Below are 18,435 nucleotides of genomic sequence, written 5' to 3'. Positions count from 1 at the left end.
GATTTTCCTTTTTGCGTTGCTCATATTCTACCTTCCTTTCTTATTAGCAACGTTTTACTTCTTTTACATTGCTCATTTCTTTTTCACACTGCTTATTAGCATTGATATTCCTCTTTGCGTTGCTTAAATCTTTTTCCATCTTCTTGTGAGCATCGATATTTCCTTTTGCGTTGCTTATATTTTTTCCCCACTTCCCATTAGCTTCGATTTTGCTTTTTACATTGCTTATATCTTTTCCCGACTTCCTATTAGCTTCGATTTTCCTTTTTGCGTTGCTTATATCTTTTCCCGACTTCCTATTAGCTTCGATTTTCCTTTTTGCGTTGCTCATATTCTACCTTCCTTTCTTATTAGCAACGTTTACTTCTTTTACATTGCTCATTTCTTTTTCCCACTGCTTATTAGCATTGATGTTCCTCTTTGCATTGCTTATATCTTTTTCCATCTTCTTATGAGCATCGATATTGCCTTTTGCGTTGCTTATATTTTTTCCCACTTCCCATTAGCTTCGATTTTCCTTTTTGCGTTGCTCATATTCTACCTTCCTTTCTTATTAGCAACGTTACTTCTTTTACGTTGCTCATTTCTTTTTCCCACTGCTTATTAGCATTGATGTTCCTCTTTGCGTTGCTTATATCTTTTTCCATCTTCTTATGAGCATCGATATTTCCTTTTGCGTTGCTAATACCTTTTCCCACTTCCTATTAACTTCGATATTTCCTTTTTCCATTGCTCATCTTCACCTTTCCTTTCTTATTACTCCCCCACCATAGATAGGAACTTTAAAAAGAGGCATCGCAACTAGCCATAGCCGTATGGATTTCTTCCTAAAAGTTAGAAAAATTACATCACTTGAACTAGGCTGATTTACAAATCAGGGCTGGAATTAGGCTTTTGGTGACTTTCTAACTGAGCAATCGATTGAATAACTTTATTGCGATAATCTTTTTGAGAGAGGATTGGTTTCCTAGTAGTTCCGAAAATCTCTTACACTGCCATTTAACTCTAGACATGATTTTAGTATTTATTTATTATTTTATAAGATATTTTCGCATAGACTAATATGGTAAAATTAGTAATGTTAGAATTTTCTTGATAAGGAGATTAGTTATGGACTTATTTATTTTATTACTATCTTATCTCATTGGCTCAATACCTACCGCCTTACTTGTAGGTAAACTATTTTTTGGCATCGATATTCGTGAACATGGTAGCAACAATCCCGGGGCAACGAATACACTTCGGGTTTTAGGAAAAAGAGCAGGGGTTACTGTTTTAATTATTGATATAGGTAAAGGGGCACTTGCTGCTTCACTCCCCCTTTTACTTCAAACAGGTGGTGATCCATTGATTATTGGTTTGTTTGCAGTTGTTGGGCATTGCTTCCCTATTTTCGCTGGATTTCGTGGAGGAAAAGCCATCGCTACAACTGCTGGCGTGCTATTAATCGCAAATATCTGGTTATTTCTCATTGCCTATATCACCTTTGTTGCCGTAGTTTCTATCACAAAATATCTTTACTATGGTTCCATTTCAGTTGGAATAGCTCTTTTCTTATACGCGATGCTTTCGCCGGTGCAAAAAAATGAATGGATTTTCTTCCTATTCTTATTGTTGCTCATTTATTTACACCGTTCAAATATTCGCAATCATTTACTACAGCAGGAACCTAAAATCAATGATAAGAAAATTAAAGATGACCGTCTGCCACCTAAACAAGCTTAAGGAGGTTTGTAATGACTAAACAGTTAGCCAAATTCATCGCTGATTTAAATCAAATAGACAAGCATCATATAGGCTATTGCGGAGAAAAAGAAGAGGAAATTCTGCATGACTTACAGGAAATAAAGCCTCACTTTATCACTTATGAATATGATGGTGAAATTGAAGCTGCCATAGGATTAGATATTAATGAAGCTGACGGGAGTGCAGAAGTATGGGGTCCATTTGCCAAGAATCATGAGGTAAAAAAAGATTTGTGGAATCGAGTTGTAAACTCCTATGAAAATAAATTACAGCAATTATCATTTTTTGTGAACGAAAAGAATGATAGTGCCCTACATTTCTTACAATCAATCCATGCTACTCACCAAGGAAATCACGCCATACTAGCAGCGAAGCGGGGGTCCTTTCAAAATATTTGTCACAGCTATCATGAGCACTATCGAAACGATTTTCTGCTACTGCATGAAGCAACTTTTCCGCAAACTTATTTGTCAGGAGAAGAGATACTAAAACTGTTGGATGAGCATCATAAACTGCTTCTATTGACTGAAAATGGGCAATTACAGGGATATGTGTATCTCGAATCTTCACCACACTTTGGTGAAGGACAGATTGAATTCCTTGCTGTTTCTCCTAAAGCAAGAAAAAAAGGAAGAGGGCGACAACTCATTGAAGCTGCGCTCGAAACACTCTTCCAGTATGAAAACATAGATAAAATCACCTTATGTGTATCGCTTGATAATCATCAGGCGATCAAGTTATATCAATCAGCTGGCTTTGAGCTGTCTGCACGGTTAAAATTATTCTCTTATCAATTTTAACTGAGTTAAGTCTCTCACTCTTGCAATGCCAGCTAGGGACATGGTAATTCTCGTTTCTTCTATTAAGTTTTCCAATACTTTTTCAACTCCTGCCTGCCCGTCAATACCTAAACCATATACAAACGGTCGACCAATACATACAGCTGCTGCGCCTAGTGCCAATGCCTTTACTACATCCGTCCCGCGGCGAATACCACTATCAAATAATACTGGCACTTTATGATTCGCTGCTTTGACAACGGCAGGCAATGCATCTATCGCAGCAACTGTTCCATCTAATTGTCTGCCACCATGATTAGATACAATCAGCCCTGATGCGCCTGCCTCTATTGCACATTGTACATCTTCCGGGTGAAGGATACCTTTAATATAAATAGGTAAGGACGTTTTATTTGCTAATGCTTCAATATGCGACCAATTCATTGCAGGATAATGAATATTATCTAATACAGATTGAATAATAGATTCGTGGTCTGCTTTCTCACCAAGTGCATGCATAAAGACTGGATCTGATTCGTAATTTGCTTTACCGTAACCCTCTTTTAGCGGAGAAAATTGTGTAGCGATATCCGTTTCTCTCCAGCCTGTCATGATTGTATCTACAGTCACGACAATTGCTTCATAGCCTGCCCTTTCCGCTCTCTCTACCATACTGAATGAAACCTCTTCATTCTTAGACCAATAAAGCTGGAACCACTTTGGACTATCCACTGTTGCTGCCTTGACCTCCTCAATCGAGTAACTAGAGACTGTACTCTGGATAAAAGGAACTCCGATTGTTTTCGCCGCTCTCGCAGTAGCCAACTCACCTTCTTCATGTGTCAATTTCTGCATACCGACCGGGGCAATAAAAATGGGATAAGGATAAGTATGCTCCCCCAATGTCACACTCATATCTATTTCTGCTACATTTCTTAGCATACGTGGCAGAATCGACCATTTTTCGAAGGCTGCTGTATTCTTTCGTAATGTTTCCTCATTACTTGCTGCCGAGCGGACGTATCCATATGCTCCCTTAGACATCATTTTTTTTGCTTCTTGTTCTAATGATTGGTATGAAACAGGAAAAACGGCTGGAACCTCTATATTCATCTGTCTATCTCCTTTTGTTAAACTCATTTGCGGCTCCTTTTTTCACATGCGAAGAGTAGGAATAATGGGATCCTTTGGCGTCTTTTCCACTCTTTTTCTGAAGGGAAGTATGATTTATCTGGTGTAGCTTCACTAAGTTTCATAATATTAAATTGGGAATCTTGCAATATTTTAAAATACTGTTCGATCGTCCGATGATACTTCACAACTTTTTCATCAATCCACGGCTCTACCCGCTCACCAATTAGAAAGTAGTCATCCACTAGCCAATTTTCCCGCTTACCTCCACCGCTGATGAAAGCACTTGTAAGGACCGGATGCTGCACACTAAAGACAAATTCCCCATCCGTTCGCAAACTGTTATAAATATTCTCGCAAATTTGTTTAAAATCTTCAAGATAGTGAAGCGTTAATTGTGAAAAGATACAATCATATGTTTCATTTTTAAAGTCATATGTTTCTAAACTAGCATGAGTCAATGTTACATTAGGAATGCCTTCGAGGTTTTTTATAGCCAATCCTAACATTTTTTCAGACCCATCCACCCCTGTATAGGAGCGAGTAAATGGTGCCAACTCTTTAGCCAAAGTGGCGGCACCACACCCAAGTTCCAGCACATCTTTATTGCTCGTATCTCCTAGTAATTTTAAAAAAGCTGGTTTCTCTATCATTTCATTGGGGCTTTCTTCACGCATTCTTCTATTCATATAATTTTGCAGAAACACCTCATTTTCATAAACGGATGATCCCCGATATTCCACGTTATCTCCCCCCTTCATTATTTTGTTGGCGCTCCTCGATATCTCCCTTCACGTAGCTCAAGGGCATAGGCGGCAACATTTGGCATGCCCATTTTTTCAGCTTGATCTATTTCCTTTTCAATATCATAAGGAATTCTCACTATTTCGATTGAGAAGGGACCTTTTTGTTTAGATTGATAATTCCCATGCATAATCGCAAAGGTTGCCTGTGGAATATCTAACGAATTACCTACACTGCCACAATTAAATAATGTTCTTTGCGGTTGAATTGGCTCAATGAGCGCAGCATGAATATCTCCGTATCCAATTACATCAGGTTTCCTCTCTTGTTCAAGCGCCTTTATCCACTCACTTGTTTCAAACATCTCATTTTTCTCTTGGGCGGAGGCCTTCATGGGGATGATTCTATGATAAACACTTTTTGCTGAAGCATGATAAAGTCGTATATATTTTCCACTCATATAAAAATCATAATGGAAGGGTAAGCTCTGTAAATAGTCCATAGCTTCTCCCTCAAGCTGCTTCTGATGCCACGCGATTTCTTCACTATCAATGGGCTTTGTAATAAAATCATCCCAATTCCCTTGCAATACCACTTCACATGATTCTCTTATTTTATGTACTACCGCTAAACCGCTCGGACCCTTACCAATTAAATCACCTAAGCAAAAAATTTTATCTATATTTCTTTCTTTTATGTGATGTAGGACCGCTTCTAAAGCTGTTAAATTGCCATGAATATCTGAAATAATTGCAATTGCCATGGTGATTGCCTCCTTTGTGATGATAGCAGTATTATTGTTGCTTCAGTTCTATTTTGTTCAAGAAGGGGGATTCCTCTTTTTTATGACAGTCTCATTTTGACTCCCTTCCTTCGGCCAATGATTTCCTTTTTTGTGACGTTGCTTTTCTCAGAGCCGCAATTTTTTTATTTGCCACGCTCTCAATCCATTTTGCTTTTCCGACTCCGGTGGTTCTCTTCTCCAATTTTAACACCTTAAGGGGCGATTTCTCTCTAACTACGAAGAGTCTACTCCTCTTTTACTAACCAGTAAAGGATTTCGCTATTACTACGATTTTTCCTCTCTTCCTTCCATTTCTTTTCTATGAATTAAACATGAATGTATTGTGTTCTGGCCATGATTACTGCTAAGATTTATGTTAAAATAGCAATGAATAATCTTTTACTTTAAGGAGACGAACGATGTCAAAAGTATATATTTTCGGTCATAAAAACCCAGATACTGATACAATTTGCTCTGCAATTGCTTATGCAGATCTCAAAAAAGAATTAGGCATGGATGCAGAACCGATTCGCCTTGGCGAAATAAACGGTGAAACACAATACGCATTAGACTATTTCAAGCAAGTAGCACCTCGTTATGTGGAGAAAGTAGCTAGCGATGTAAAAGAAGTCATCCTCGTTGACCATAACGAATTTCAACAAAGTGCAGATGATATTCGTGATGTCCAAATTCTTGAAGTCATTGACCATCATCGTATTGCCAACTTTGAAACAAGCGATCCACTTTTCTATCGTGCAGAGCCAGTCGGCTGTACAGCAACGATTTTAAACAAAATCTATAAAGAGAATGGTGTAGAAATAAAAAAAGAAATTGCTGGTTTGATGCTTTCAGCTATCATTTCTGACTCTTTACTTTTCAAATCACCAACATGCACAGATCAAGATGTAAAAGCCGCTCAAGAGTTGGCTGAAATTGCTGGTGTCGACCCACAAGTATATGGTTTGGAAATGCTTAAAGCTGGTGCAGATTTAAGTGATAGTTCTGTGGAGCAATTGATCACACTTGATGCTAAAGAATTTCAATTAGGTGACCATAAAGCTTATATCGCTCAAGTGAACGCTGTCGATTTAGATGATGTGCTTAAACGTAAAACCGAAATTGAAGCAGCGATGACGACCGTTATTGCTGATAAAGATTTAGATTTATTTTTATTTGTTTTAACAGACATTCTTAACAACGACTCGATTGCCATTGCACTTGGATCTCAAGCGAAAGCTGTTGAACAAGCATTCGAAGTTATCTTAGTTGATAATCAAGCTTTACTAAAAGGCGTTGTTTCTCGTAAGAAGCAAATCGTACCACCTTTAACAAATGTATTAGCATAAGCTTTTCTAAAAAGTATCCTCACAACAAAATGAGGATACTTTTTTTTATGGAAATTATATGTATAAAAAAGGATATACATACAAATTTTAAGAAAAAGGAGGTAATATGATGAAAAAAATCCTAACATTTCTGTCCATTGTTTTTCTTGCAACTAGTGTCATGACTCCTATAGCGAATGCCGAGGGCCATCATCAACATCGTAACCATAAAATGCACGGGATGCATGAGGCATTTAACCAATTTTTGTTCGACCAATTTGATGAAGAAATTAATAAAGCCGTCAGCAACTATTACAAAAAGGATTCAATGAAGGTTCAATATCATACAAGAAGTCAGCACCCTCATGCGATGGTAAAAATTGAACAATCTAAAGAAGAAAATAAACTGAGTCACCCATATATATTAACTTTCATCGTCAATACTTACGAAGGTGATCAAACGGAACCAACTGGTATTGATAAAATCAGCTTTGGTGTCACACCACTTGATAACAACAAAATATTTAGCCAGCAAGCTGTGGCAGGTTCTAAAGTTGAATTAATCGAGTATAAACATCATGATCCTAAACAAAAAACAAAAACGAATAAAAACGCCGAATAAGGCGTTTTTTTGCATAATAGCCTATGCTTTTGAGAGAATAAGCATTAAAACACATTGAGGTGAACACTATGAAAGCTGTCACATACCAGGGACCAAAAAGAGTAGCAGTAACAAAGGTAGCTGATCCAAAAATAGAGAAGAAAGACGATCTTATAGTAAAAATTACTTCAACAGCCATTTGCGGATCAGACCTTCATTTATATCAAGGAAATATGCCACTACCTGAAGGCTATGTCATTGGCCACGAACCGATGGGAATCGTAGAAGAAGTAGGTCCAGATGTGACAAAGGTGAAAAAAGGGGATCGGGTTGTCATCCCCTTTAACGTATCATGCGGCCATTGTTTCTACTGCGAACACCAAATGGAAAGCCAATGCGATAACTCTAACCCTCATTATGATTCAGGTGGATACTTTGGCTATACAGAGAAATTCGGTAACTATCCTGGAGGACAAGCAGAATATCTGAGAGTGCCATTTGGTAATTTCACCCCATTTATTATACCTAAAGATTGTGAATTAGAAGATGAATCTCTGCTTTTTTTATCTGACGTATTACCTACTGCCTATTGGAGTGTACTTCATTCCGGAGTAAAAAAAGGAGATACCGTAATCGTTCTTGGTTGCGGACCTGTTGGGCTCATGGCACAAAAATTTGCCTGGATGATGGGAGCGAAGAGAGTAATTGCCATCGATTATTTGGACTACCGAATGGATCACGCAAAAAAAATGAACAAAGTAGAAACATTTGAATTTACTAAGTATCCTGATATGGGGGAGCATTTGAAAGAAATCACAAATGGTGGTGCAGATGTTGTCATCGATTGCGTGGGTATGGACGGAAAAAAATCGCCACTAGAGTTTCTTGAACAGAAACTTAAATTACAAGGCGGCACTTTGGGACCCATCCAAATTGCTACAAAGGCCGTCAGGAAATTCGGAACAGTTCAATTGACTGGCGTATATGGAGGCAATTATAACGCATTCCCACTTGGTTCTTTTTGGATAAGAAACATTCAGCTTAAAATGGGGCAAGCTCCTGTCATTCATCTGATGCCAGAACTTTATCAAATGATAAAAGAAGAGAAGCTTAATCCTAAAGAGATTATCACACATAAAATCTCTTTAGCAGATGCTAGCCGTGGATACCAGATTTTTAATAACCACGAAGATCAATGTATAAAGGTTGTATTAAAGCCGTAAATAATGAAAATGCAATGAGAAAATGGCTTTTCATTTGTATCTGCAATTTTAGTCCTATATTGTAAGAAAACTGAGAAAGTCAGCGGAATAACGAGTTGACAAATAACGATCAAATATCATCACGTAACATGAAGAAGCTGTAATCCTCAAACGAGATGACAGTTTCTCTTTTTAATGAATTTATTGCTAGTTAGTTAATTTGGCAGCTGAATTTGAACATTAGCACCATAGAAACTTTATTATAAAACTGAGAAATAATCATCTACATTTAGATATTTTAACAATTTCTTCAATGGTAGAATTAACCTCCTTGCTATCTTTAATTATATATAAATAGTCTGCTTCCCCTTCTACTGGGTCAACTACATCTTCATGTAAAGATTCAGCTTGTTGCCGAATAAGCACTTGCTCAAAATTAGAATATGCACCTCTTAATATATTGGTATTTCTTTTACTATTAATAACCCGTTCTTTTAGAATTTCATCTGGAATATCAAAATTAACCAAGATGCGGATAAACTCATCTTTATTATAGACTTCTTTAAGCAAATATTTTCTACCTTTTCTAGTTCTATTTGCACTACTAACTATAATATGAAGATCCGTATATTCTATTGCATATTCAGCAATTAACTTGGATATGGAATGTTTAAGAGTATTAGCTCCAGTTTTCGGTTGTGATTTTTTGTAATACCTATTAACAAATTCAGCATGATTATCCTGATCTAACACAAAAGAGTTTTCTAGTTCTTTTTCTAATTCTCTTGCAAAAGTACTTTTCCCACAATGAGTCTTGCCCACAGTAATAACCACTAACCTCTTCATAATATTATCTCCTTTAACTAAACTCCCATTGTTCCATAAGAAAAGAGCTTCCTTATTTGACTGTTAGTTCAATAAGGAAGCTCTTGACTATGTCACTTTTCAAGTTAGTATTATTCTATTTCAAAATCCTTTATATTGGCTATTGGATGAAGTGTTGCTTCGGCATTAAATGTAGAAAGTGCTTCACCTTGCTGAACCTTATTAACCCAATCATGATCAGCTAAGGCTCCTTTACCAAGAGCCACTAGATCGGCACCTCCATCGGTTAACATTTCAATTGCTCGATCTACATTTTCGAGTTGTCCATTTGCGATTATCGGTAATTCGCTGTATTTTTTTGCAAGAGATACAAGAGATGTCTCACTACCTTCGAAGGCAGGTTGCCAAGCTTCAAATTCTGTTACGTGAATATAATTTAATCCTGACTTACCTAATGCACTAAAAATGATCTCTGCATCTACTTCTTTGCCTGACCACTTATAAAAGTAGTCATTGACTTGTGATTGTGAAATTCTCATCCCCACAATAAACTGCTCATCCGCAACGGCTTCCGTTACAGCATTGGCAACTTCAACAAGAAACCGTACTCTATTTTCGGTGCTCCCCCCATATTCATCTGTCCGAACGTTCGTGTACTCTGTTAAAAAAGCATCTAATAAATAGCCGTTTGCACCATGCAATTCTACACCATCAAAACCAGCAGATTTTGCTTTTTTTGCCGCCTCTACAAAGCTGTATTTAACATCCACCATTTCCTCTTTTGTAATGGTTCTTGGCCGTTTAAAAGCACCTTCTCCAAGATAGAATTTTAATTGCTCTCCTTTCGGTTGAACAGCAGATGGCGCTATGGTTTCTACAGTAAATCGATTTCCTTGGGAAAGTGGTCCGGTATGTTGCAATTGCATAAAGATCTTTCCACCTTCTGAATGAACTGCATCAGCAATTTTCTTCCATTCTTTCGCTTGTCCATCCAATGCAATTCCCGGTTGAAACTGATACGTTTGACTGTTCTTTTCATCTATATATGTGCCTTCCGTAATAATTAGCCCAAAGCCCCCCTCTGCAAAAGAACGGTAGTATTTAATCATTCTGTCAGTAACGAAACCTTCTTGGTCTGCACTAATTCGTGTCATAGGTGCAACCGCTACTCTATTTTTAAGTTCTGTATTGTTGATGTTGAATGATTGAAACAAAATATTTTTATCCATCATAAGATCCCTCCTGTTGAATTGATAATTGACAACTTCTTAGTAAATAGCTTAAATGAAGTATGGAGTTTAGTAAAATGAATATATTAAAATTAAACATTCAATAATATTGAACCAACAAGGGGTTAAAGATATGGAGCTACGTCAATTAATTACATTTAAAACGATAGTAGAAAAAGGTAGTTTTAATAGAACAGCCCAACACCTAGGCTATTCACAATCCTCTATTACAACACACATTAAAGAGCTTGAAAAAGAGTTAGACAATCCTTTGTTCGACCGATTAGGAAAAAAGGTAGTTTTAACGCATTTTGGAAAACAATTCTATCCATATGCTACCCAAATTATTGAACTTTACAATCAATCTTTAAATATAGATAAAGAACCACAGGGACAACTAACCATTGGTATATCGGAATCGTTGACCATCTGTCGAATTCCACTTATTCTACTTGAATTTAAACAGAGATATCCAAAGGTTAATTTACATGTCAAATCATTAGAGAACTATGATGTTACTAAGAGTCTACAAAGCGGAGATATTGATTTAGCACTCATTTTGGAAAAAGAAGATTGGATAAAAGAAGATTTATTTATAAAGGAATTGATTAGAGAGAAAATGGTATTAATCAGCCCCAATGAAAAAGACTTCTCCAGAACCGCATTGTATTCTGATTTACGATGTAGTTACAAGTCTGTTTTTGATGAGTATATAAAATTAAACCAGTTAGATATTGAAGATAGTTTAGAGTTTCAGAGCATTGAAGCCATTAAGCATTGTGTTAAACATGGGTTGGGCATATCATTAGTGCCTTTGTTCTCAGTGAAAGAAGAATTGAAAAATGGGGTGTTTAAGGGGGAAAAGGTATCTAATAAGCAATCGTCGATTTCAACTTATATGACGCATCATAAAGATAAATGGATTTCTCCATCGATAAAGTGCATGATGGAAATCGTTCAAGAGCATGCAAGTCATTGGGAATAAAAAAGAGCTTCTTAGCTCTTTTTTTATTTGCCTTCCTATTAGTATTAAGAAGAAAAAGCCACCTAATGGTAGCTATTCATTTTTTAGTTCTGCTAATTTACTTCTATCTTCAGACAATGGGGGTTGTTCGATCCAACGATTCTTAATCATTAGATTAATCCATTCATTGCCAATTTCTAAATCATCTGCCATTGCTTTCATGTATTTTGGTGATAAATCTCGTCTTGGTGAAGTGGCCCAACCGGTCCCGTAATACACCATTGCTGTTGAAAATAAAAACCCTACTTGAAACATGATGAGTTTTTCAGAGAATGGTGAGTTTGTCGAATCTGTAATTTCAGCATCAAAAATAGAAGGATTCGGGAGGTTTTCTGCTAGAAAAACTTCAAAAAACGTCCTTACATGCTTCTCTTTTGTCTTTACAGCTTTCTTTAATAATTTTTTTACGTCTTTTGATTTTGCAACTTGATGAGCAAATACTACAAACGCCTTAGCAAATATGCTTTTCTTTAAATTAAAATAAATATCTGCTATTTCAATGCAGCTTAATGGCCTTTTTTCTCCCAACCATCCCGTTAAATAACTTTTATCATCTATGTATTCTGCTCTATCTGGAGGGGTAATCACAGGCGGACGCAAATACAATCCTTTTTCTAAAAGTAAGTTTTTCGTTTGGTTACACAATTCCACCGAAGTAGTTATACATTCACTGAAATAATTTCGAACATCTACTCTAGTACATGTAGTTATTGCACCACTATACCCATTACAACCATGTATGGACATAATGTTTAAATAATTTAAACAAAAAACATCAGAGAAAACGCGGGGTACATTTGGTATGTAATCATTGTCAGAAAATCCAATGGGAATCGGAAAATTTTCACTCTTAAAGAACTCTTTAATTTTTCGTGTGTGTTCGTGGCTAAGGGCCATTGCATATTCAAATACACTTCTTATTTCAGTATCCTCTATATGTTCCAACATATGTTTGTGAATACAAATACTTGCCGTTTCGTTCATATACTGTGTCCATAATGCAGCAATCTCAGCAGAAGTTAACTTTGCTTTAGATGTATTGTTCATTTTTGACTCCTCTCAGTTTTTACTCATAAGGTGTCCCATTCACCAAGTAATATTCTATGCGATAAAAAGGAAATTCAATTACATTTTAATAAACCCTGTTTTAAAAAGAATAAAGGTAATAATTAACTTAAACTCATAATTTATTGGGAGTTTGAAAATGATAAATTTAAGGTGATAATATGAATAATAATCTCAGACTTACTTCTCTAAAGACAAGGATAAATATGGGGGGCATATGAATCGAACAATAAAGATATAGTTATATGGATAGTCTGATGACTATAGTTGTGGATAAATCTATTAAAGAAATATTTAACATGTTGTTACTTTTTTGCATAACAGAAGAAACAAGATCGTACGAGATTTAGGGTATTACAGTTCAAATTGGACTAATGAAATCGTATTTTGCAATTATCCACATATAATTAAATTTCATTAATTCCGTGTGATGAAACTGTATAAAGAGGCGAAGACATTGTGTCTTACAACTGATGCTAGAAAAGGAAAGTCGGCAAAATCCTCGTCTCTAGTCAAGTGGCACAATCGAAAGAAGTAAGAAAATTTTAACCGCTTCTGGAAAAAACGGTCGCTGGTCAAATGAAGGTATTAGCTCAATTATATAGAGAGATTACTTTCCAGCACTTAAATCCTTTGAAAAAGAAGTAATGCTTGTAAAGGTGGAACAGTATGAAATATTCTCCACTAGAGAAAATATTATGGAGTATTGCTTTACCAGGACTTGGACAATATTTAAATGGAAAACTATTTAAGGGCACCGTTTTTCTCATGCTAGAAATATTTATAAACATTAAATCACACTTTAATGAAATCATTATATATAGTTTTAAAGGGGATATTCATATGGCTATAGAACAAGCAAATTATCACTGGCTTATGTTTTATCCTTGTTTATATTTCTATGCGATTTGGGATGCTTATAAAGAATCTGGTGCAGGAAGTAAATATTCTTTCATCCCATTTGTGTTTTCGGGTTATTTTGTTACAGCTGGTTTGCTTTTTTCAGTAGACTTTACGATTTTTGGTATACTATTGGGACCTGTTTGGTTACCAATGTTATGTGTAATTCCTGGAATAATTATAGGAAATATATTTATGAAGTTAATACCTTTTAAGTAATAATTAAATGCTTACGACTTAGAAACATTGTGCCTCCCAATCCAAACTTCGGTTTCTGTTGATTTTCCTTCTTCATTGTTAGAACACATAAATATTTTTTCTATTGAAGGTAGCTAGCAGAGTATTACCATACTCTTGTTTCTTCACAAGGAATTACAATGATATTTCTATTCCTTTTCAACTTTTCATTAATCTGCACCATTTAGATTATTTAGGTGCTCTTATACGAGTGATTTGTCCTACATTAAATATAAAGTCAAGAACAATGAAAACCTATAATAGTTAATAAAAAAGGAAAATGACGTGTACCTGTTTACACGTCATTTTTTGCGATTTATCCATAAAGCACCCAAGAACAAAGAGATTTTGTTTATCCTCTTAGTTTTTTAGTTATTATTTAAGTTAATAAACATGGTTTTTAGCCCACGAATAATGATACTTTGTCTCCACTCTAGTTCAGATTCAGAGACAGCTAAGCTTACTTTAGGAAAGGTCTGCAATAATATACGTAAAGCGACGTCCCCTTCTAATCTTGCTAATGGGGCACCTAAGCAATAGTGAACTCCTTTTCCAAAGGCAATATGTGGGCTCTTTTCTCTTGTGATATCTAACCGCTCTGGATTTGAGAAAACTTGCGGATCGTGATCGGCTGAAGCGAGAGAAACAATGACATGATCACCCTTTGCAATTTCCTGCCCCATAAAGGTAAAAGACTCACTTGCCCAACGGTCCGTACTGAATTCAACTGGCCCGTTATATCGTAAAAGCTCTTCAATTGCCTGTGGCATCAAGTCTGGGTTTTCCTTTAATAATTGGAGCTGATCTGGATGTGACAATAATGCGAGTAACCCGTTGGCAATTAAATTTACTGTTGTCTCATGCCCTGCTACGATTAATAACATGATGACACCGATTAGCTCACGTTTCGATAATTTATCCCCATCCTCCTCCGCTCGAATTAAATCAGAAAGTAAATCCGCCTGCGGAGTAAGTTTCTTTTGTTCAATTAAATTTTCCAAGTACACAATGAATTCGCCCATCGCTTCCTCGTGATCTTCGGGGTCCATTACATCTACTAACACATGTGACCATCTTTGAAAATCCATTTGGTCTTTTTCAGGCACACCAATCAATTCACAGATGACACGAATAGGAATTGGGAAAGCATAAGCTTCTATAAAATCAACGGTCTCTTTCCCCTTCATTCGTTCCACTTGCTCAAGAGCAATCTCTTCTACTCTTCCTTTCAGTGCATTTATTTTTTGGGGCGTAAAGCCATATTGCACAAGATTGCGTAATCTTCTATGGTCTGGCGGGTCAACAAATAACATACTACTCATAATTGGTGGCATATTCTCATCTGTTACTTCGTCAGGATACACTTTTCTCATATCTTTTATAAAACGCGGATCTTTCAACACCGCTTCACTCGCTTCATAACTAAATGCCATCCAAGTCTCCATACCACTGATTAACTTCACCTTTGTAAATGGCTGGTGTGGTCTAATTTCTTTGTAATAATCATAAGGGTTTTGATGAAACTGCTGTGAGAAAATCTCATCTGTTTTTTGTGGCAAATCGCTTCCTCCTTTATTGACTCTGTACTGTATCTATTCTTGGTGATCGTTGAAAACCCTTTAATTTGGTATGGAGATTCTATAAAATGAACTGTTGTGAAAGCTCTCTATTTCATTTAAATACAATCTCCAGTTATTCATCACCGCAGCATCTATTTAACATCATCAATATGACAGAAAAAGCCTCTATTGAAAATAGAAGCTTACATTTGCAAGACCCATACCATGAGTGGTCCGATGATTGAACCGATGATGGCACAAATGGACATTGTAATGGAGCTGATAGAAAAGGCAAGTTCATCGTATTCAGCTGCCTTTGCTGTACCCATCGCATGTGAAGTACCACCAAGCGCTATTCCGCGACCAATGGAAGTGTGTATCCGAACATATTTGAAAATATAGGGAGAGATGATCACCCCAAAAATCCCAGTAATCGTTACCCCGACAACTGCCATAGATGCATTACCTTCTAACACTTTAGCTACTTCAATCGCCACTGGTGTTGTGAGTGATTTTGGTAACAATGAAATGATGAAACCAGAATCAATTCGAAGCGCCTTTCCAAGAAGACCTACACTTAACATCGCTGTCAGAGTTGCAATAAACGCCCCACCTATAATCGTAAAAAGGTATTTTTTCAAGAAATCACGTTGTTTATATAATGGATAGGCTAGGGCAACGACGGTCGGGCCTAATAATGATGTAATGACTTGCCCACCTATCATATATTTTTCATATGAAATACCTAAACTTACTAGAATGATAATCATTAGAACTGTACCTGACAAAATTGGTAGCAAGATTGGTAGGGGATATTTTTTATATAGCCATGTAACAACGAAGTAGATGACTAAAGTGAGAAGAATCATAGAGATTGAGAAGAAGATGTCTCGCATGCTTGATCCGCCTCTCTTTTCTGTGTCTTTTTCGCAAAATACTGTGTTGTTTTACCAGATACCGCCATTGTAATCATTGTACTCACCAATATCGCAATAATCAGTAATAATCCGTGCACAGATAGTAATTCTGGGTAATCCATGACCCCCACCGTTGCTGGAATAAAAAACAACATCAGAATACTAAGAAGAAACTGCGCACCACTCTCTATCATTTTGACTGGCACAATGTTAAAACATAAACAAACAAATAATAACAACATACCAATTATATTTCCTGGTATAGTTAATGAGAAAAAATGCTGAATAGAGATTCCGACGAAGGAAAAAATATACAAAATACAAACTTGTAAAATAACCAATAAAACTTTCATCATTCACGCTGCTCTACTTTCCTGAGCAACTGCCCTTCTTTCTATTAATAGGATGATAGATTGACCATCATTTCAGAATAAAAATGATCAAGATGTCGAACCATAGCCGTTTTTGTGCGATCAATATCTCCTGACTTTAACCCTTCTATTATCAATTGATGTTCATTATAGACCGTTTCGATACTCACTCTTTTATTTAATATATATAATCCATACCAATTGACATAATCAATTAAATTACGAATAATTTGATACAATCTTTCATTATTTGTTAGCTCTGCTAATAATAAATGAAAGGAAGAATCATGATACATAAAAGCGACAGGATCCTCTTTCAATTCAAAGAGTTGTTGGTCCTTTTGCTCAATTTTATGTAACATCTCCGGATTCAATAATGGGATTAAAAGTTCGATGACGAGCGCTTCATTTGCTTTTCGCAATTGAAATACTTCATTGACATCTTTACGCTCTATCTCTTTCACTGTAATCCCTTTTCTCGGTAATGATTGTACCCAGCCTTCCATTTCTAATTGCTGAAGTGCTAACTTTAAAGGCGTCCGACTAATCCCTAGGCTTTCGCTCAAGGTACGTTCGTGAATCGTTGAACCTGGTGTAATATCATGTTGAATAATCGCTCTTTTTATTTCACGATAGGCATGATCCTTAAAAGAAGGCGGTTGTTCAACCTTTTGAAAAACCATACAATCTCCCCTTTGGAAATTTGGTATCTGCATCTGGTATACCAGATGCCAACTAAGAAAGTATATCAGTTGTTGAAATAAACAACAATAGGTGATTGTAAAGAATATATGCTTGATATCTTTTTATCATCACCATTTATTTCTCACCAACTAAAAAAAAGACTCCCAAGATGAGAGTCTTAATAAACATAATATTTAATTACCGTAGATCATCATTATTCTTTCCATTCCATTGAAATATTTCTTGGTTGGAATCCAAGTGACTCGTACAATCCAATGGCTGGGTTGCCATGATAAGCTGTTAATCGAAATTCTTTGAACTGTAGTTTTCTTAACTCTTTCATCGCTGCCATCATTAATTGCCGACCAAGACCTTTTCCTCTATTGCTTTCTTGTACATACAGCTCATAAATGAAGCCAATTTCCTGCTCGGTCATTTCGTCTCTTTTCCCACCAAGCAGCACCCATCCCATTATTTCTTCATCCTCTACAGCAACAAGATATTCTCCTCCGTTCCTTCTTATAGATTGAACCATCTCTCTCAGTTTACGCTCTTCCGGTTTAGAACGGTTTAATGTACCTTCATACACTGATTGAACAGATAACTTTAAAATACTTTCTACCTCTTTTTCAGTCGGCTTTCTGATCTCCATTGTGTTTCTCTCCTTTTCTTTCTGGTTTCCAATGCGTCCATTGTGTTATATCTTGGTCAGCTAACCAATCGTAAAACTGCTCACTATTTTCGATTCCATCTTCTAAGACTGCTCGATACACAAAAATGGATGGGCAGGTTAAGTCTCTCTTAGAGAGTTCCTCTTTTATTGATAGGATGTGTGTTCTTGATTCATCTGTTAACGAATATTGCATATCCTTCACAAGATCCCTAGATAACGGCCCTTTATGCCTTTTTGGAAATAACCACATATCGATATTCCAAACTTCTAAATCATCATTTTTAAATAAAATCTTAAAATAGAGACCGTTAAATGATTCATTCAGGTAATTATGATATGTAATGTCTACTATTTGTGGGTGATCAGCAACCTCCGCTAACATTGTAAACACTTGATTGGCACTAGGCTTATCACAGAAGACTTCGATATCTATATCATAATCAACCATTAAATCATAAGCATAGGCTCCCACTACATATACTTCTCCTATTCGAGACCACCTTTCAAGTAAAGAAAGATCCTTTAATATTTGATTAGCGCAATCTTTTCTTTTCCCTGCTCTTTCTAGTAACATCGCACCCTCCAATTATTTCATTTTTAAAAATTATTTGATTTTATTAAAAATAAGAGGTTTTGTCA

General features: G+C 36.2%; 21 protein-coding genes. 7 read left to right on the top strand and 14 right to left on the bottom strand.

Annotated elements, in window-relative coordinates; all coding sequences use genetic code 11:
- Nucleotides 1–43: 43 nt before the first annotated feature.
- Nucleotides 44–331 (bottom strand): hypothetical protein, encoded by a 288-nt coding sequence (locus H9655_RS17850; RefSeq protein ID WP_191816576.1) that lies wholly within the window; start codon nt 329–331, stop codon nt 44–46.
- Nucleotides 332–530: 199 nt separating this feature from the next.
- On the bottom strand, nt 531–698 hold the full coding sequence (locus H9655_RS17845) for a hypothetical protein (RefSeq protein ID WP_191816574.1): 168 nt from the start codon (nt 696–698) through the stop codon (nt 531–533).
- Between the two features lie 412 nt (nt 699–1,110).
- On the opposite strand from H9655_RS17845, the gene plsY reads away from it, so the two are divergent.
- Nucleotides 1,111–1,725: a glycerol-3-phosphate 1-O-acyltransferase PlsY gene (gene plsY, locus H9655_RS17840; protein ID WP_191816572.1), complete on the top strand. Its 615-nt coding sequence runs from the start codon at nt 1,111–1,113 to the stop codon at nt 1,723–1,725.
- 11 nt (nt 1,726–1,736) lie between these two features.
- Nucleotides 1,737–2,546: a GNAT family N-acetyltransferase gene (locus H9655_RS17835; protein WP_191816570.1), complete on the top strand. Its 810-nt coding sequence runs from the start codon at nt 1,737–1,739 to the stop codon at nt 2,544–2,546.
- On the opposite strand, the gene H9655_RS17830 is transcribed toward H9655_RS17835, so the two are convergent.
- From H9655_RS17830 to H9655_RS17820, 3 genes are read right to left on the bottom strand one after another with little or no spacing between them, the layout of a single operon-like run.
- The gene (locus H9655_RS17830; protein WP_225230725.1) at nt 2,526–3,638 is read right to left on the bottom strand and encodes an alpha-hydroxy-acid oxidizing protein; all 1,113 of its coding nucleotides are present in this window, start codon (nt 3,636–3,638) and stop codon (nt 2,526–2,528) included. The two genes, H9655_RS17835 and H9655_RS17830, sit on opposite strands and share 21 nt — an antisense overlap.
- 23 nt (nt 3,639–3,661) lie before the next feature.
- Complete coding sequence (locus tag H9655_RS17825; protein WP_191816566.1) at nt 3,662–4,399, bottom strand: class I SAM-dependent DNA methyltransferase; 738 nt, start codon at nt 4,397–4,399, stop codon at nt 3,662–3,664.
- Nucleotides 4,400–4,416: 17 nt separating this feature from the next.
- Nucleotides 4,417–5,163, bottom strand: coding sequence for a metallophosphoesterase family protein (locus tag H9655_RS17820; protein WP_191816564.1), 747 nt, complete (start codon nt 5,161–5,163; stop codon nt 4,417–4,419).
- A 440-nt stretch (nt 5,164–5,603) separates the two neighbouring features.
- Between H9655_RS17820 and H9655_RS17815 the strand changes: the two genes are divergently transcribed.
- The 3 genes from H9655_RS17815 (at nt 5,604) to H9655_RS17805 (ending at nt 8,333) form a co-directional block, all read left to right on the top strand.
- Nucleotides 5,604–6,530, top strand: coding sequence for a manganese-dependent inorganic pyrophosphatase (locus H9655_RS17815; protein ID WP_191816562.1), 927 nt, complete (start codon nt 5,604–5,606; stop codon nt 6,528–6,530).
- 109 nt (nt 6,531–6,639) lie between these two features.
- Complete coding sequence (locus H9655_RS17810; protein WP_191816560.1) at nt 6,640–7,131, top strand: DUF3888 domain-containing protein; 492 nt, start codon at nt 6,640–6,642, stop codon at nt 7,129–7,131.
- 68 nt (nt 7,132–7,199) lie between these two features.
- The gene (locus H9655_RS17805; protein WP_191816558.1) at nt 7,200–8,333 is read left to right on the top strand and encodes a zinc-dependent alcohol dehydrogenase; all 1,134 of its coding nucleotides are present in this window, start codon (nt 7,200–7,202) and stop codon (nt 8,331–8,333) included.
- A 258-nt stretch (nt 8,334–8,591) separates the two neighbouring features.
- Here the strand turns inward: H9655_RS17805 and H9655_RS17800 are convergent, their stop codons facing one another.
- Both H9655_RS17800 and H9655_RS17795 read right to left on the bottom strand, forming a co-directional pair.
- Nucleotides 8,592–9,158: an AAA family ATPase gene (locus H9655_RS17800; protein ID WP_191816556.1), complete on the bottom strand. Its 567-nt coding sequence runs from the start codon at nt 9,156–9,158 to the stop codon at nt 8,592–8,594.
- Nucleotides 9,159–9,268: 110 nt separating this feature from the next.
- Nucleotides 9,269–10,366 (bottom strand): NADH:flavin oxidoreductase, encoded by a 1,098-nt coding sequence (locus tag H9655_RS17795; RefSeq protein ID WP_191816554.1) that lies wholly within the window; start codon nt 10,364–10,366, stop codon nt 9,269–9,271.
- 133 nt (nt 10,367–10,499) lie between these two features.
- On the opposite strand from H9655_RS17795, the gene H9655_RS17790 reads away from it, so the two are divergent.
- Nucleotides 10,500–11,351: a LysR family transcriptional regulator gene (locus H9655_RS17790; RefSeq protein ID WP_191816552.1), complete on the top strand. Its 852-nt coding sequence runs from the start codon at nt 10,500–10,502 to the stop codon at nt 11,349–11,351.
- A 72-nt stretch (nt 11,352–11,423) separates the two neighbouring features.
- On the opposite strand, the gene H9655_RS17785 is transcribed toward H9655_RS17790, so the two are convergent.
- A complete protein-coding gene (locus H9655_RS17785; protein ID WP_191816550.1) occupies nt 11,424–12,437 on the bottom strand; it encodes a DUF3231 family protein in 1,014 nt (337 codons plus the stop codon).
- 687 nt (nt 12,438–13,124) lie between these two features.
- Between H9655_RS17785 and H9655_RS17780 the strand changes: the two genes are divergently transcribed.
- Nucleotides 13,125–13,574 carry a hypothetical protein gene (locus tag H9655_RS17780; protein ID WP_191816548.1) on the top strand — a complete coding sequence of 150 codons (450 nt, stop codon included), beginning with the start codon at nt 13,125–13,127 and terminating at the stop codon, nt 13,572–13,574.
- Nucleotides 13,575–13,960: 386 nt separating this feature from the next.
- Here H9655_RS17780 and H9655_RS17775 read toward each other — a convergent pair whose 3' ends face one another.
- From H9655_RS17775 to H9655_RS17750, 6 genes are all read right to left on the bottom strand, one after another.
- Nucleotides 13,961–15,151, bottom strand: a complete 1,191-nt coding sequence (locus tag H9655_RS17775) for a cytochrome P450 family protein (RefSeq protein WP_191816546.1) — start codon at nt 15,149–15,151, stop codon at nt 13,961–13,963.
- A gap of 203 nt (nt 15,152–15,354) precedes the next feature.
- Entirely contained in the window at nt 15,355–16,047 is a 693-nt protein-coding gene (locus tag H9655_RS17770) for an LrgB family protein (protein WP_191816545.1), read from the bottom strand.
- Nucleotides 16,017–16,424 (bottom strand): CidA/LrgA family protein, encoded by a 408-nt coding sequence (locus tag H9655_RS17765; RefSeq protein ID WP_404826113.1) that lies wholly within the window; start codon nt 16,422–16,424, stop codon nt 16,017–16,019. The genes H9655_RS17770 and H9655_RS17765 overlap by 31 nt, the downstream gene beginning before the upstream one ends.
- 41 nt (nt 16,425–16,465) lie before the next feature.
- Complete coding sequence (locus tag H9655_RS17760; protein ID WP_191816543.1) at nt 16,466–17,122, bottom strand: GntR family transcriptional regulator; 657 nt, start codon at nt 17,120–17,122, stop codon at nt 16,466–16,468.
- A 215-nt stretch (nt 17,123–17,337) separates the two neighbouring features.
- Entirely contained in the window at nt 17,338–17,775 is a 438-nt protein-coding gene (locus H9655_RS17755; RefSeq protein WP_191816541.1) for a GNAT family N-acetyltransferase, read from the bottom strand.
- Nucleotides 17,753–18,370: a nucleotidyltransferase domain-containing protein gene (locus tag H9655_RS17750; RefSeq protein WP_191816538.1), complete on the bottom strand. Its 618-nt coding sequence runs from the start codon at nt 18,368–18,370 to the stop codon at nt 17,753–17,755. Before H9655_RS17750 ends, H9655_RS17755 begins: the two co-directional genes overlap by 23 nt.
- Between the last annotated feature and the right edge of the window lie 65 nt (nt 18,371–18,435).

The sequence above is a fragment of the Cytobacillus stercorigallinarum genome (genome assembly GCF_014836495.1).
In the GTDB taxonomy this organism is placed as follows: domain Bacteria; phylum Bacillota; class Bacilli; order Bacillales; family Cytobacillaceae; genus Cytobacillus; species Cytobacillus stercorigallinarum.
This window is presented reverse-complemented; position numbering and strand designations above follow the sequence as displayed.